10 protein-coding genes are annotated in these 13016 nt (G+C 71.9%); 4 read left to right on the forward strand and 6 right to left on the reverse strand.

Going from position 1 to position 13016, the window contains the following annotated elements; translation table 11 throughout:
* Positions 1 to 5: 5 nt before the first annotated feature.
* Positions 6 to 1154 (reverse strand): ferrochelatase, encoded by a 1149-nt coding sequence (locus tag ABZ845_RS22775; protein WP_360982482.1) that lies wholly within the window; start codon positions 1152 to 1154, stop codon positions 6 to 8.
* A 261-nt stretch (positions 1155 to 1415) separates the two neighbouring features.
* Here ABZ845_RS22775 and ABZ845_RS22780 point away from each other — a divergent pair, with 261 nt between their 5' ends.
* The 3 genes from ABZ845_RS22780 to sepH all read left to right on the forward strand — a co-directional run bounded on the left by ABZ845_RS22780 (position 1416) and on the right by sepH (position 5465).
* Positions 1416 to 2654: an MFS transporter gene (locus ABZ845_RS22780; RefSeq protein WP_360982484.1), complete on the forward strand. Its 1239-nt coding sequence runs from the start codon at positions 1416 to 1418 to the stop codon at positions 2652 to 2654.
* Positions 2614 to 3933: a D-arabinono-1,4-lactone oxidase gene (locus tag ABZ845_RS22785; protein WP_360982486.1), complete on the forward strand. Its 1320-nt coding sequence runs from the start codon at positions 2614 to 2616 to the stop codon at positions 3931 to 3933. The genes ABZ845_RS22780 and ABZ845_RS22785 overlap by 41 nt, the downstream gene beginning before the upstream one ends.
* A 494-nt stretch (positions 3934 to 4427) precedes the next feature.
* Entirely contained in the window at positions 4428 to 5465 is a 1038-nt protein-coding gene (gene sepH, locus ABZ845_RS22790; protein ID WP_360982488.1) for a septation protein SepH, read from the forward strand.
* Positions 5466 to 5519: 54 nt separating this feature from the next.
* On the opposite strand, the gene ABZ845_RS22795 is transcribed toward sepH, so the two are convergent.
* The gene (locus ABZ845_RS22795; protein WP_360982490.1) at positions 5520 to 6371 is read right to left on the reverse strand and encodes a sulfurtransferase; all 852 of its coding nucleotides are present in this window, start codon (positions 6369 to 6371) and stop codon (positions 5520 to 5522) included.
* Positions 6372 to 6699: 328 nt separating this feature from the next.
* Between ABZ845_RS22795 and ABZ845_RS22800 the strand changes: the two genes are divergently transcribed.
* Positions 6700 to 7503 carry a VOC family protein gene (locus ABZ845_RS22800; RefSeq protein ID WP_360982492.1) on the forward strand — a complete coding sequence of 268 codons (804 nt, stop codon included), beginning with the start codon at positions 6700 to 6702 and terminating at the stop codon, positions 7501 to 7503.
* 120 nt (positions 7504 to 7623) lie between these two features.
* Here the strand turns inward: ABZ845_RS22800 and ABZ845_RS22805 are convergent, their stop codons facing one another.
* The 4 genes from ABZ845_RS22805 to ABZ845_RS22820 form a co-directional block, all read right to left on the reverse strand.
* The gene (locus ABZ845_RS22805; protein ID WP_360982494.1) at positions 7624 to 8274 is read right to left on the reverse strand and encodes a thymidine kinase; all 651 of its coding nucleotides are present in this window, start codon (positions 8272 to 8274) and stop codon (positions 7624 to 7626) included.
* A 74-nt stretch (positions 8275 to 8348) separates the two neighbouring features.
* Complete coding sequence (locus ABZ845_RS22810) at positions 8349 to 9539, reverse strand: nucleotide pyrophosphatase/phosphodiesterase family protein (protein ID WP_360982496.1); 1191 nt, start codon at positions 9537 to 9539, stop codon at positions 8349 to 8351.
* Positions 9539 to 10126, reverse strand: a complete 588-nt coding sequence (locus ABZ845_RS22815) for a DUF5998 family protein (RefSeq protein ID WP_360982497.1) — start codon at positions 10124 to 10126, stop codon at positions 9539 to 9541. The genes ABZ845_RS22810 and ABZ845_RS22815 overlap by 1 nt, the downstream gene beginning before the upstream one ends.
* A 51-nt stretch (positions 10127 to 10177) precedes the next feature.
* Complete coding sequence (locus ABZ845_RS22820; protein ID WP_360982577.1) at positions 10178 to 12985, reverse strand: GNAT family N-acetyltransferase; 2808 nt, start codon at positions 12983 to 12985, stop codon at positions 10178 to 10180.
* Positions 12986 to 13016: the final 31 nt, after the last annotated feature.

Consider the following 13016-nt stretch of genomic DNA (forward strand, 5'->3'; position numbering starts at 1 on the left):
GCTCCTCACGCGTACGGGCTGTCGGCGCCCGCCGCGGCGGGCTTGGGGGCGCGGGCCGGGCAGCAGCCCACGGGACACAGGTTGTGGCTCGGGCCGAGGGCGCCGAGCGCGCAGGGGGTGACCCGCTGCCCGCGTTCGGTCGCGGCGCGCTCCAGCACCAGATCACGGACGGCCGCGGCGAACCGCGGGTCGGCGCCCACGGTGGCCGAGCGGCGCACCGGCAGGCCCAGCTCCTGCGCCTTCGCCCGGGCCTCGGTGTCGAGGTCGTACAGCACTTCCATGTGGTCCGAGACGAACCCGATCGGCGCCATCACGACCGCCGGCACCCCTGCGCCGTGCAGCTCCTCCAGGTGGTCGCAGATGTCCGGCTCCAGCCAGGGGATGTGCGGGGCGCCCGAGCGCGACTGGTAGACGAGGCGCCAGGGGTGGTCGACACCGGTCCGCTCGCGCACGGCGTCGGCGATCAGCTTCGCCACGTCCAGGTGCTGCCTGACATACGCACCGCCCTCGCCGTGGTCCTCGGCCGGGCCGGAGGTGTCCGCCGCCGAGTCGGGGATGGAGTGTGTGGTGAAGGCGATGTGCGCGCCGGCCCGGACGTCCTGGGGGAGGTCGGCCAGGGAGTCGAGCACGCCCTCCGTCATCGGCCCCACGAAACCGGGGTGGTTGAAGTAGTGCCGCAGCTTGTCGATCCGCGGCAGTTCCAGCCCCTCGGCCTCCAGCGCCGCCAGCGCTCCCGCGAGGTCCTCGCGGTACTGGCGGCAGCCCGAGTAGGAGGCGTACGCACTGGTGGCGAGCACCAGGATGCGGCGGTGGCCTTCGGTGACCATCTCGCGCAGGGTGTCCGTCACATAGGGCGCCCAGTTGCGGTTGCCCCAGTACACGGGCAGGTCGAGGCCATGGTCGGCGAAGTCCTTGCGCAGGGCGTCCAGGAGGGCACGGTTCTGGGCGTTGATGGGGCTGACACCGCCGAACAGGAAGTAGTGCTGACCCACCTCCTTCAGACGCTCCTTGGGGATGCCCCGGCCCCGCGTCACGTTCTCCAGGAACGGGACCACATCGTCCGGGCCCTCGGGGCCACCGAACGAGAGGAGCAGAAGGGCGTCGTACGGCTTGGCGTCGAGCGCATCGAGCGCGCCGATTGCATGGTCGGGCATGTCTACGATCCTGCCACCCGCCGCCGGCATCGCTCCCGCCACCCGGCCGTCTCCCGCCCGCCACCCGTCTGTTCGCCGGACATCCGGGGAGACCTCCCGGTCACCGAAGGTCCTCCCCCCGGATTGTCCGAACATCGATACGAACGAGACCTCATGCATACGTTAGGGTTGCCTAACTCGTAAGGCGTATGCAGGGATGTGACGCCTTACCGGACGATGTGACGCCCTGCCGGACGCAATACCGGACGCTTCGGAGACCTCGTGCCCAGCCCCTACCGCGCCCTCTTCGCCGCACCCGGCTCCAAGGGCTTCTCCGCCGCCGGCTTCATAGGCCGGCTCCCGCTGTCGATGACGGGTGTGGGCGTGGTGACGATGATCTCCCAGCTCACCGGGCGCTACGGGCTCGCGGGCGCGCTCTGCGCCACCATCGCCCTGTCCGCCGCCGTCATCGGACCGCAGATCTCCCGCATGGTGGACCTGCACGGGCAGCGGCGTGTCCTGCGTCCGACGACGCTGGTCGCCCTGACCGCAGCCGCGGGGCTGCTGCTCGCCGCGCGGTTCGCCCTGCCGGACTGGCTGCTGTTCGTGTGCGCCGCGGGCATCGGCGCGGTGCCGAGCCTCGGCGCGATGATCAGGGCCCGCTGGGCGGCCCTGTACGGCGGCACCCCGCACCTGCACACCGCCTACTCCTTCGAGTCGGTGATGGACGAGGTCTGCTTCATCTTCGGGCCGATCATCTCCATCGGTCTGTCCACGGCCTGGTTTCCCGAGGCCGGTCCGCTTCTCGCCGCGTGCTTCCTCGCCGTCGGCGTCTTCTGGCTGACCGCCCAGCGCGCCACCGAGCCCGAGCCGCACCCCCGCGATGCGCACGGCGGCGGCACCGCCCTGCGCTCACCCGGACTCCAGGTCCTGGTCGCCACGTTCGCGGCCACCGGCATGATCTTCGGCGCGGTCGACGTGGTCACCGTCGCCTTCGCCGACGAACAGGGCCACAAGGCCGCCGCGAGCGTCGTCCTGGCGCTCTACGCGGGTGGCTCGTGCACCGCGGGCGTCGTCTTCGGGCTGCTGCGCTTCACGGGGGCGCCCGAACGCAGGTGGCTGCTGGGCGTCTGCGCGATGGCCGTGAGTATGATCCCCCTCCTACTGGTCGGAGACTTGCCGTTTCTGGCCGTGGCGCTGTTCGTTGCGGGCCTTTCCGTCGCACCCACGATGATCACGACGATGGCCCTCATCGAGCTGCACGTACCACGCGCGCACCTGACCGAGGGAATGACCTGGGTGTCCACCGGGCTCGCGGTCGGGATCGCGATCGGCTCCTCCGTTGCCGGCTGGGTGATCGACGCCGCCGGCGCGAGGGCCGGGTACGGGGTTCCGGCGGTGTCCGGGGCCGTCGCGGTCGCGGTCGGTCTTCTCGGGTATCGCCGGCTGGGCAGGCCGGTTCCGTGGCGGGGAGGGTCCCATGAGCACCATAGCGAGCGGGAAGAACGGCACGTGGCGTAACTGGGCGGGGAACGTCACCGCCCACCCGGTACGGGAGGTCACCCCCGCCTCGGTGGACGAGCTTTCGGCCGCCGTGCGCAGGGCGGCCGAGGACGGCCTGACGGTGAAGGCCGTCGGCACGGGCCACTCCTTCACGGCCACCGCCGCGACCGACGGCGTATTGATCCGGCCTCAGCTGTTGACGGGCATACGCGGGATCGACCGCGCGGCCGGCACCGTGACGGTCGAGGCGGGCACACCGCTCAAGAGACTCAATGCCGCCCTGGCGCGCGAGGGCCTGTCGCTCACCAACATGGGCGACATCATGGAGCAGACCGTCTCGGGCGCCACCAGCACCGGCACACACGGCACCGGCCGCGAATCGGCCTCGCTCGCCGCCCAGATCACCGCGCTCGAGCTCATGACGGCGGACGGTTCGGTGCTGACCTGTTCCGCGAAGGAGAACCCGGACGTCTTCGCCGCCGCCCGCGTCGGCATCGGCGCCCTGGGGATCATCACCGCGATCACCTTCGCGGTGGAGCCGCTCTTCCTGCTGACGGCCCGTGAGGAACCGATGCCCCTCGACAGGGTCCTCACCGAGTTCGACGAACTGTGGGCCGAGAACGAGCACTTCGAGTTCTACTGGTTCCCGCACACCGGCAACACCAACACCAAGCGCAACAACCGCAGCGCGGGCCCCGAGCGACCGGTCGGGCGGCTGAGCGGCTGGTTCGAGGACGAGTTCCTCTCCAACGGCGTCTTCCAGGCGGTCAACTGGGTCGGCCGCGCCCTGCCCGCCACCATCCCGTCCATCGCCCGGCTCTCCAGCCGCGCGCTGTCGGCCCGCACGTACACGGACATCCCCTACCGGGTCTTCACCTCGCCGCGCCGGGTGCGGTTCGTGGAGATGGAGTACGCCGTCCCGCGCGAGGCCCTGGTGGAGACGCTGCGCGAACTGAGGGCCATGGTCGACCGGTCACCCCTCAGGGTGAGCTTCCCCGTCGAGGTGCGCACCGCCCCGGCGGACGACATCACCCTCTCCACGGCGTCCGGCCGTGAGAGCGCGTACATCGCTGTACACATGTTCCGGGGTACGCCCTACCAGGCGTATTTCACCGCCGCCGAGCGCATCTTGACGGCGCATGGGGGACGTCCGCACTGGGGCAAGGTCCACACACAGGACGCGGAGTACTTCGCCGGGATCTACCCGCGCTTCGGCGAGTTCACGGCCCTTCGGGACCGCCTCGACCCCGACCGGCGCTTCGGGAACGACTATCTGCGCCGGGTGCTGGGCACCTGACGGCCACCGCTCCGCCCCCTCCCCGCACCCGCGTATCCGTACCCATGTCCGTCGTCCGACCGCATGAGATCAAGGACGCATGTCCGAAGGAATTAGTTCTCTTTCTACCGATTAAGTGAGATCTGTGGCCTTTGATGGCCGCGAAAACGGCGCATCGGACGGCCAAGTCGCACCTCTTGCCAGAAGTTGGACGGCGTGCCGATCCACGCAGGTGGCCCGAATGGAGTACTGTTGCGAGCCCTGGACCCGGTCTCCCGCCAGGGTGTCCGGGCCTTGCTGGACCGCCGGGAGGGGGCTTGTTGCACAGGGTGACGGAGTTCGTCACTTAGCGTTGCGAATAGGTAACCGTGCCATAACGGCGGCCCAGGGCCCGTGCCCGACACGCCGGGCACCTCGGCAAGGTTGTGGCAGGCTGCACCCGGGCAGGCCACACTCGACGACTAGCGGAAGCAGCGACGCACGTGACGTCGGCAGGCACCACCCGGGAGGTCCCCATGCCCGAACTGCGTGTCGTGGCCGTCTCCAATGACGGCACACGGCTGGTGCTCAAAGCTGCGGACAGCACGGAGTACACGCTTCCCATCGACGAACGGCTCCGCGCCGCCGTGCGCGGCGACCGCCCCCGCCTCGGCCAGATCGAGATCGAGGTGGAGAGCCATCTCCGCCCACGGGACATCCAGGCGCGTATACGTGCCGGAGCGTCCGCCGAAGAGGTGGCGCAGCTCGCCGGGATTCCCGTCGACCGCGTCCGCCGTTTCGAGGGACCCGTGCTGGCCGAGCGCGCCTTCATGGCCGAGCGGGCCCGCAAGACACCCGTACGCCGCCCCGGTGAGAACGCCGGCCCCCAGCTGGGCGAGGCCGTGCAGGAGCGGCTGATGATGCGCGGCGCCGAGAAGGACACCGTCCAGTGGGACTCCTGGCGCCGCGACGACGGCACCTGGGAAGTGCTGCTGGTCTACCTCGTCGCGGGTGAACCGCACTCCGCGAGCTGGACGTACGACCCGCCGCGGCGGCTCGTCCAGGCGGTCGACGCCGAGGCACGCTCGCTGATCGGCGAGTCCGACGACCTCGCGGCCCCCGAGCCGAGCTACCCCTTCGTGCCGCGGATCGCCCGGCTGCCGCGCGAGGGCCGGATGGACCGCGCCCTCGAGCGCCAGATGGAGCGCCCGGTCCTCCCGGCGCAGTCGTCCGAGCCCGCCGAGGAGACCACCGCCGAGCGGGACTCGCTCACCAGCCTCCTGGAGGCGGTGCCGAGCTTCCGCGGCGACCTGGTGGTGCCCGAGCGGCCGGCGGAACCGCAGGACGAGCCCACGCAGGAGCCCGAGGTGGAGGAGCCGCCCGCGCCGGCGGCCTCGGCCGGTTCCGCGTACGCGGACGTCCTGATGCCGCGCACGGTCGCCAGCCATCGCGACCGGCTGATCGGCGCGACGGACCGCCAGGCCGAGGCGGACGGGGTCAGGCCCGGCCGCAGGGCGGCGGTCCCGAGCTGGGACGAGATCGTCTTCGGGACGCGGCGCAAGAAGCAGGAGTAACCGGACTCGCAACGGGCGGGGTCCGCGCGGTCGCGCCGGACCCCGCCCCTGTGTTCACTGCGGGTCGGGGCCCACCGCCACGGGGCGGTCCTTGTCCGCCGACCACTGCGACCACGACCCCGCGTACAGCGCGGCCGGAATCCCGGCGATCGCGAGCGCCAGCACCTGGTGCGCCGCGGAGACGCCCGAACCGCAGTAGACGCCGACCTCGGTGCCTTCCGTGGCGCCCAGCGACTTGAAGCGGTCGGCGAGTTCCGAGGCGGTCAGGAAGAGGCCGTTCGCGGTCGTGTTCTGCGACGTCGGCGCCGAGACCGCACCCGGGATGTGCCCGCCCACCGGATCGATCGGCTCGACCTCACCCCGGTAGCGCTCACCGGCGCGCGCGTCCAGGAGCAGCCCGCTCCGGGCGAGCGCCGCGGCGCCGTCCGCGTCCAGCAGCGGCAGCGCACCCGGCGCCGGCCGGAAGTCGCCGGGTGCCGGCTCCTCGGGCCCGGAGGCGGACGCCCCCTCCCAGGCGGCGAACCCGCCGTCGAGGACCCGCACATCCGGGTGACCCGTCCAGCGCAGCATCCACCACGCGCGGGCGGCGGCCCAGCCCTGACCGCCGTCGTACACGACGACGGGCCGGTCCGTACGGACACCGGCGGCGCGCATGGCCGCGCCGAAACGCTCCGTGCCGGGCAGCGGATGCCGTCCGCCGGGACCGGGCGGATCCGCGAGGTCGGCGTCCAGGTCCACAAAGACGGCGCCCGGAATGTGCCCGGCGGCGTGGGCGGCCCGGCCGTCGAAAGGAGGGGCGCCGCCCGCGGTGGCGGTGGTCAGCTGCCAGCGCACGTCCAGGAGCGTCGGGGGCTGCGGTCCCGCCAAGTCGCTCGCGAGTTCGGATGCGGAGATGATGGCCTTCATGGCCCCCATCCTCGCGCACAGGGTGGCCGAGTCGCCCGGGTCCGGCTACCCTGCTCCGCCGGACGGGTTCGCTCACCCGATGTACGGGGCCGGGCACATGCTGTGCAGCCGATGGACAGCACACGGCAATCTCCTCGAAACGGATGATCCACCTGGCAGCGGGCATTCTCCGATCATGAGGGCCGTGGGACGACGCGGCCGGAGCGCACGGCGCGACCGGTGACGCGGGCGTCGGCTCGATGCGTGCGCATACGCGGGCGCGGCGCATGGACGCACGGGCGGAAGAGAAACGGCCGCCTTGAGGGGCCGAGGGCCGAGGAGAGTGACCATGACCGAGGCACGGGGGTCGGCGGGCCCGAGCGGCACGACGCACAAGAGGCATGCGCCCGGCACACCGTGCTGGGTGAGTCTGATGGTGCACGCGATGGCCCCGACCCAGGACTTCTACCGAGCGCTGTTCGGCTGGGACTTCCGGCCGGGACCGCAGCCCCTGGGGCCGTATGTGCGGGCCCTTCTGGACGGCTACGAGGTGGCCGGAATCGGCCGGCTGCCGCTGGACCGCCATCTGCCGATCGCCTGGACTCCGTACCTCGGCTCGCACGACGTCGACGCGACCGCCGAGCAGGTTCGCAGCTGCGGCGGCACCGTCGGCGTAGGGCCCCTGGACGCGGCCGAGGCCGGGCGGCTGGCCATCGCCTGCGACCCGGCCGGGGCGGTGTTCGGCATCTGGCAGGCAGCCGATCACCTCGGCACGGGTCTGACGGGCGTCAGCGGCACCCCCGTATGGAACGAGCTGCTCACCTACGACACGGCGGGTGTCGCGAAGTTCTACCAGACCGTCTTCGGCTACGAGGAGGAGCCCGTCGTCTCACCCGACTTCGACTATGTGACCCTCCATGTCGATGGCCGCCCGGTGGCCGGCATCCACGGCGTCGGGCACACGCTGCCCCGGGACCGGGGCGCGCACTGGATGACGTACTTCCAGGTCTCGGACGCCGACAAGACGGCCGAGCGGGCCGCCGAGCTGGGCGGCCACATCGTCCGGGCCCTGTGCACCACGGCCCTGGGCCGCATGATCACGGTGGCGGACCCGGAGGGCGCGACGTTCTCGGTGGTCAGCCCGCTCGGCTGACGCGCCGCCTCCTCGTTGACGGCCTCAGCGCGCCGGAGGCCGGAACTCCGGCCGGCCGATGATGCGCAGCCGGCTGCCGTCGTGCTGTCGGCGGACCACCCGCGCGCGAAGCCGCTCAGGTCAACCCGACGTGACCGGCAGTACGTCGGGCGACAGGGCCGCCGCTCGGGCCGTCGCGCTCGTCATCCGCTTGCGGTGATGGCGCCGGCACAGCACCTCGTACCCGATGATCTCCGCGGCCCCGCCGACGTCGCCCACCACGACCTGCTCGCCCTCGACGACCATCTCGCCGTCGACCGTGCGCGCGTTGTGGGTGGCCCGTGCCCCGCACCAGCACATCGCCTCGACCTGGAGCGTCTCGACCCGGTCCGCCAGCTCTATCAGCCGCTGCGAACCCGGGAACAGCCTGGTGCGGAAGTCCGTGGTGATGCCGAACGCGAACACGTCGAGATCCAGATCGTCGACGATCCGGGCCAGCTGGTCGATCTGCTCCGTCAGCAGGAACTGGGCTTCGTCCACGATGACGTAGTCGACCTTGCCGCCCCGCGACAGGCACTCCACCACGAACGCATACAGATCCAGCTCGGGCGCGGCCTCCACCGCCTCGGTCACCAGCCCCAGGCGCGACGAAAGCTTGCCCGTCCCCGCACGGTCGTCCCTCGTGAAGATCACGCTCTGCAGACCGCGAGCGGAACGGTTGTGCGCGATCTGAAGCGCCAGGGTCGACTTCCCGCAGTCCATCGTTCCAGAGAAAAACGCCAGCTCGGGCATGGGATGGTCGGGAACCTTTCAGGGACTTCGGGGACTTCGGGGACTTCGGGGACTTCGGGAGTTCAACGCAGTGCTCAGGTGCGGATTTCCAGCAGCGGGACCAGCTGTTCCACGGGGGTCAGCGAGCCGTGGTTGCCGACCATCGCCGACTCCCTCGGCTCCCGCTCGGACGCGATGATGAGCACGTCGTCGCGGGCCGCGGCCAGTACATCGCCGATGCGCCCGTACACCCGCTCGTCGATGTGCGGGCCGAACCAGCCCGCCTCGATCGCCTCGTCGCGCGAAGCCACCCAGAACTGCTCGCCGAGCACCTCACGCCAGCAGGCGAGGACATCGCCGGCGGCACCGGGCACCGCGTACACGTGCCGGGCGCGTCCCTCGCCGCCGAGCAGAGCGACCCCGGCGCGCAGCTCCCAGTCCTCGTCGAAGTCGATACGGTGCTGCTCGTCGAACGGGATGTCGATCATTCCGTGGTCGGCGGTGACATACAGGGCGGTGCGCGGCGGAAGCTGCTCGGCCAGCCGCTGGACGAGCCGGTCCACGCACATCAGCTGGCCGCGCCAGGCGTCCGAGTCCACGCCGAAGCGATGGCCGGAGCCGTCGAGTTCGGAGTAGTACGTGTAGACGAGGGACCGGTCCCCGGCGGCGAGCCGCTCGGCCGCCAGGTCCATGCGGTCCTCGCCGGTCAGCCGCCCGAGGAACGTTCCGCCGCTGAGCGCGACCTTGGTCAGCGGTGTGTGCTCGAAGGCCGGGGAGGACACCTGCGCCGTGTGGACCCCTGCCGCGTCGGCGAGCTGGAAGACCGTCGGATACGGCTGCCATGCGTGCGGATCGGTCCAGGGCTGCCAACGGAGCTGGTTCATCAGCTCGCCCGTCTCCGGGTTGCGCGCGGTGTAGCCGGGCAGACCGTGCGCGCCGGGCGGCAGTCCCGTGCCGACGGAGGCGAGCGATGTCGCGGTGGTCGAGGGGTAGCCCGCGGTGATCGGGCGGCCGGTGCCGCCGCGCGAGGACGCCAGGAGCGAGGTCAGGAAGGGAGCCTCGTCGGGGTGCGCCTTCAGCTGCTCCCAGCCGAGGCCGTCGACCAGGAAGACGCAGGCACGGTCGGCGGGCGCCAGCTCGGATATGGCCACGGTCCCGCCGGGAACTCCCATGCCCGCGGCGAGCGTGGGCAGGAGATCGGCGAGGGAGCCCGTGCCGTACTCGGGCAGCGGCGCGGAGTCTACGGCGAGCGGCTCCGGGTGGTCGCCCCAGGTGGTCAGCGTCATCAGCGTGCGATGTCCGCGGTCGCCTCGGACAGGGACTGCGCGAAGACGAGAGCCTGGCGCACCGTCTCCGGGCCGTCCCCTGCCTCGCTGACCCGGAGGCTGAGGTCGTCGGCGGTCGAGCTGCCGGTGTAGCCGTGGTCCGCCTCGCAATTGGGGTCGCCGCAGGCGGCGGGCTCCAGGTCGATACGGGAGACGGCGCCCCAGCCGATGGTGAGGACGACCTCGCGGGGCAGCGTGCCCGGCGCGTAGGACTCCGGGTTGGCGACGACGCGGCTGACGACGACCGACGAGATCCGCCCGATCTTGACCGATTCGGTGGAGGTCGTCGCGTACGGCGTCGGCGAGGTGTCGTCCGCGGCCTGCTCATCGGTGTGGCTGACGATGAAGCGGGTGCCGGTGAGGACCAGCACGGTCACGTGGCGGCGTACTTCGTTGGCGTCGAACGTGGTCTCCTGGTGGACCAGGTACGACCGGATGGGCTCGCCGCCCACCGCGGCTTCCACGGCCTCGGCCACGAGAGCCGGGTAGTAGCCGCTGCGCTCGATCGCCGCGCGCAGCCCCTGGGTCGTCGTACTGGTCTTGGCCATGACGTCCATCCTACGGGGGCGCACTGACTGCGAGGCACCGCTTGTGGCCGCTCAGTACACCGGAAGCGTTCTCGGGCCCAGGTCGTCGCGTGCCGGGGGCGGTGCGAGGCGCACGGTGGCCCCGAGGACGCTCAGGCCTTGCGGGGCTACGACCACGGGCTCCAGGGTGACGGCGACGACCTCGGGATGGTCGTGGACCAAGCGTGACAACCGGAGCATGAGCTCTTCGAGCGCGGGGGTGTCCACCGGCGCGGAGCCGCGCCAGCCGAACAGGAGCGGCGCCGTCCGGATCGACCTGACCAAGGAGGTGGCTTCGCGGTCGGTGACCGGAATCAAGCGGTGCACGGTGTCGTCGAGGAGCTGCGAGGCTGCGCCCGCGAGCCCGAACGACAGCACGGCGCCGGCCGCCGGGTCGATGACGGCTCGTACGACCGTGTCGACGCCTCGCGGCGCCATGGCCTGGACCGTCGGCCTCAGCTCCTGCGGCGGGCCGAACAGCCCGGTCAACTCGGAGTAGGCCCGCCGCAGTTGCTCCTCGTCGGCCAGATCGAGCCGCACCCCGCCCAGATCGGCTCGATGCCGCAGGTGGGGGGCGGTGGCCTTGAGGGCCACCGGGTAGCCGATCGCGCGGGCCGCCTCGACGGCCGCTTCGGGCGTGGCCGCGGGCAGCGACCTGTGCACACGGATGCCGTACCGCATGAGCAGATCGCAGGTCTCGTCGCTGCCGAGTGTCAGCCCCTGTCCACGCGCGAGCAGCCCGTCGATCAGCACGGCGGCGCCCTTCTCGTCGATGTCGTCGTACTCGGGCACCTTTCCGGGCTCCGCGGCCTCCCGCTTCCACTGGGCGTACTTGACGGCTTGCGCCAGGGCGCGGACGGCACGTTCGGCGGCGGGGTAGGCGGGGATGAGGCGGGCCTCGTCGGGGACCTCGGCCGGGGCGGGCGGCTGGTGCGCCGGACGCGGGGGTTGATCACCGCGCTGCGCCTGGGGCGATGTGCTGGCCGCCGCGGACAGGGCTTCGGCCAGCCCGCCCAGTTCCACGTGCACCACGAGCACCGGTTTGGCGGGCGCGGAGGCCGCGGCCGACCTCAGCGCCTCGGCCAGCGTGGCGTCGTCGGGCGAGGTCTCGCCGAGCGCCGGGATCGCCGTGACGACGACGGCGTCGCACGAGCCGTCGGCGAGCGCCGCGGTCAGTGCCCGGTGGAAGTCCTCGGCCGATGCCGCCGTCGTCAGGTCGAGCGGCGACTGCGGGCGCAGCCCCTCGGCCAGGCAGGCGTCGTAGGTCAGCAGGCCCAGCGACTCCGAGTTCCCGAGGATCGCCACCCGGGGCCCGGCGGGCAGCGGCTGCCGGGCCAGCAGCAGGCCCGCGTCCACCAGTTCGGTGATCGTGTCCACCCGGATCACGCCTGCCTGCCGCAGCAGCGCGGACACGGTGGCGTGCGGCAGCCTCGTCGCGCGTACGGCGTGCCCCTGCGGGGCACCCCCGTGCCGCGCGCCCTGCACGACGACCAGCGGCTTGGCCACCGCCGTGCGCCGGGCGATCCGGGCGAACTTGCGCGGGTTGCCGATGGTCTCGAGGTACATCAGGACGACATCGGTGTCCGGGTCGTCGTACCAGTACTGGAGCACATCGTTGCCCGAGACGTCCGCCCGGTTCCCGGAGGAGACGAAGGTCGACACCCCGGTGACCCCGGTGACGCCTCCCCCGCGCCGGTGCAGGCGGGACAGCAGGGCGATGCCGATGGCGCCGGACTGCGCGAACAGCCCGATGCGGCCGGGGCGCGGCATCTCGGGGGCGAGAGAGGCGTTGAGGCGGACCCGCGGCGAGGTGTTGATGATCCCGAAGGCGTTCGGCCCGATGATCCGCATCCCGTACGACCGCGCCTGACGGACCAGCTCCCGCTGGCGCTCGCGCCCGTCTGGGCCGCTCTCGGCGTAGCCCGCGGCGATGACCACCAGCCCCTGGACACCGTGCTCGCCGCACTCGGCGACGGCCTCCGGCACCCGCTCGGCGGGCACGGCCACCACGGCGAGGTCGACCGGCTCGGCGATCTCGCGGACGGAGCGGTGGGCGGGCACCCCGTCGAGTTCCGTCTGTCCCTCCGGGAACCCGCTGTTGACCGCGTACAGGCGGCCTGTGTATCCGGCCTCCCGCAGATTGTCCAGGATGCCCCGGCCCACTCCCCCTGGCGTACGGCCCGCGCCTATGACGGCCACCGAGCCAGGGGCGAGCAGACGCTGCACGGACCGCGCCTCGGCGCGCTGCTCGCGGGCGCGCTGCACGGCCAGCGACTGGTCCGTGGGCTCCAGATCGAATTCCAGGCGTACGACGCCGTCCTCGAAGCTGCGCTTCTGCTGGTACCCGGCGTCCGTGAACACCTTGATCATCTTGCTGTTGGCGGGCAGTACCTCCGCGGCGAACCGGCGGATTCCGCGCTCCCTGGCCACCGCCGCGATGTGTTCGAGGAGGGCGGAGGCGACTCCGCGCCCCTGGTGCGCGTCCTGCACCAGGAAGGCGACCTCGGCCTCGTCGGCGGGCGCGGAGGCGGGCATCCCGTCGTCGCCGATGCGGTCGTAGCGCACGGTGGCGATGAACTCGCCGCCCACGGTGGCCGCGAGACCCACCCTGTCCACGAAGTCGTGGTGGGTGAAGCGGCGGACGTCCTTGGCGGACAGACGGGGGTACGGCGCGAAGAAGCGGTAGTACTTCGATTCGTCCGAGACCTGCTCGTAGAAGCTGACGAGGCGCTCGGCGTCATCGACGGTGATGGGCCGGATGCGCGCGGTGCCGCCGTCTCGCAGCACCACGTCGGCTTCCCAGTGTGCGGGGTATTCGTGCCGGTCCGACGCGGTCTGCATGCGCCCCAGGTTCATGCGCCCCAGGTTAAGG

The organism is Streptomyces sp. NPDC047022, assembly GCF_040644155.1.
Classification (GTDB): domain Bacteria; phylum Actinomycetota; class Actinomycetes; order Streptomycetales; family Streptomycetaceae; genus Streptomyces.

What these genes read in the sequence shown, in the direction of transcription:
- ABZ845_RS22815 (WP_360982497.1), bottom strand. Translation starts at nt 10,126, where the DNA reads ATGGCCAAGACCAGTACGACGACCCAGGGGCTGCGCGCGGCGATCGAG.
- ABZ845_RS22785 (WP_360982486.1), top strand. Translation starts at nt 2,614, where the DNA reads ATGAGCACCATAGCGAGCGGGAAGAACGGCACGTGGCGTAACTGGGCG.
- ABZ845_RS22800 (WP_360982492.1), top strand. Translation starts at nt 6,700, where the DNA reads ATGACCGAGGCACGGGGGTCGGCGGGCCCGAGCGGCACGACGCACAAG.
- ABZ845_RS22805 (WP_360982494.1), bottom strand. Translation starts at nt 8,274, where the DNA reads ATGCCCGAGCTGGCGTTTTTCTCTGGAACGATGGACTGCGGGAAGTCG.
- ABZ845_RS22820 (WP_360982577.1), bottom strand. Translation starts at nt 12,985, where the DNA reads ATGCAGACCGCGTCGGACCGGCACGAATACCCCGCACACTGGGAAGCC.
- sepH (WP_360982488.1), top strand. Translation starts at nt 4,428, where the DNA reads ATGCCCGAACTGCGTGTCGTGGCCGTCTCCAATGACGGCACACGGCTG.
- ABZ845_RS22775 (WP_360982482.1), bottom strand. Translation starts at nt 1,154, where the DNA reads ATGCCCGACCATGCAATCGGCGCGCTCGATGCGCTCGACGCCAAGCCG.
- ABZ845_RS22810 (WP_360982496.1), bottom strand. Translation starts at nt 9,539, where the DNA reads ATGACGCTGACCACCTGGGGCGACCACCCGGAGCCGCTCGCCGTAGAC.
- ABZ845_RS22795 (WP_360982490.1), bottom strand. Translation starts at nt 6,371, where the DNA reads ATGAAGGCCATCATCTCCGCATCCGAACTCGCGAGCGACTTGGCGGGA.